The 1653-nt window shown below is 43.4% G+C and carries 2 protein-coding genes; both read left to right on the plus strand.

Annotated features, from left to right (window positions below):
* On the plus strand, positions 1-966 hold a 966-nt coding region (locus tag WBM98_RS14860), incomplete at its 5' end, for a hypothetical protein (protein WP_424366812.1).
* A gap of 1 nt (position 967) precedes the next feature.
* Positions 968-1653 (plus strand): enoyl-CoA hydratase/isomerase family protein (locus tag WBM98_RS14865; RefSeq protein WP_424366813.1); only part of this gene is annotated, 686 nt, incomplete at its 3' end.

The following is a 1653-nucleotide window of genomic DNA, read 5'->3' on the forward strand; positions in this document are numbered from 1 at the left end:
ACCATTGACCATCCTTATATGGGTCAGGCACACGCCAGTAAATTACTGTTGTCTCTGGAAGACAGACTACCAAAGTATGATTTGCAAGAATTGGAAAAACAATCCGTTGGCCCAAGTTTTAAATCATATTACCGCAATGGTCATTTATATGCCTTGCCCATAGATGCGGCTGCTTTGGTAGCGGTGTCCAGGAATGACGTATTGGCCAGATTGAATTTGACACTCCCCGGTACACGTACTGAACTGTTTCGTTTTTATAAGAAAGTGCCCGATGGTTATGCCACGGCATGGCCCTTGTGCCCGACTGACCTTTGGTGCTCATTTTTGACGCTTTGTGCACAAGATGGTGGAAGGGATTTCATTTGTGATCGTTCGATTGATGAAAAAATCGGAAGTTCGGTTCTAAATGAAATAAAGGAACATTTAAAATATCTGCATCCGGAATCGTTGAATCGGAATCCCATTCAAATTCTGGATCGGATGGCGACAGAAGACGAAATCATATATTCTCCCTATTTATTTGGATACACCAATTATTCCAGGGAAGGTTTTGCCAAAAATATGGTGAGTTTTAGCAATAGCCCAGTAAATCCAAAAAATAATGTATCGACCATTCTGGGGGGAGTCGGACTAGCAGTTTCAGCGAAATGTGAATACGTTGATGAAGCTGTAGCCTATGTTTATTATGTGGCGGAAGCCAAAACGCAAGAAACCATTTATACCGAAAATGGCGGTCAACCTGGAAATCTTTTCGCTTGGCAAAGCGAAGCCAACAACAAGCTTTGTAACAACTTTTTTATCGATACGCTTCAGACCATGGAAAAGGCCTATGTGCGTCCGCAACATGTCGGTTGGAACAAGTTTCAAGAATTAGGGGCTGACTTATTGCACAAGGGACTTGTAAGGGATATCGCTTCCGATACTTTGATGGGAGATTTGAACCAATTATATAAATCATTTGTTTGATATGGACACTTTCAAAAATATTACGGTGGCTATTACGGCTGGTATCGCGGTACTCCGCTTTAATCGTCCCGATCAACTAAATGCCATGAACCGGATAATGATGGATGAAATCATTTCTGCTATCGAGGCTATCAACAAAAATGACAAAGCCCTGGTGGGGGTGATCACAGGAAATGGACGGGCTTTTATGGCGGGGGCCGATATAAAGGAATACGCTGGCCAAACCCCTGAACAGTTCAAGTCATTTCAAGAAAGGGGGATAAAATTGTACGAATCCATTGAAAATGCTCCGAAACCTTGGATTGCCGCAGTAAACGGATTTGCCCTAGGGGGTGGTTTTGAAATTGCCCTGGCCTGCGATATGATTTTGGCCTCTGAGTCGGCTAAAATGGGCTTGCCCGAGGTCTTTTTGAGCCTGGTTCCCGGAGGTGGGGGTACCCAGCGATTGATACAGAAAATAGGAATAAACCGGGCCAAGGAAATGCTGTTTACAGGAGGGCAATACACTGCTGATGCATTGTATGATTGGGGTATTGTCAATCATGTTATTAAAGCCGATGAATTTGATGAAGAATTTTTTCGTTTCGCGGAAAAATTGACCCGAAGACCCACAAAGGCCTTAAAGCAATTGAAAAGATTGGCCCACTTGAGCCTTTCGCCCATGCCTTTTGACCAGAAAATTAAGGA

The organism is Maribacter sp. (genome assembly GCF_049667165.1).
In the GTDB taxonomy this organism is placed as follows: Bacteria; Bacteroidota; Bacteroidia; order Flavobacteriales; family Flavobacteriaceae; genus Maribacter_A.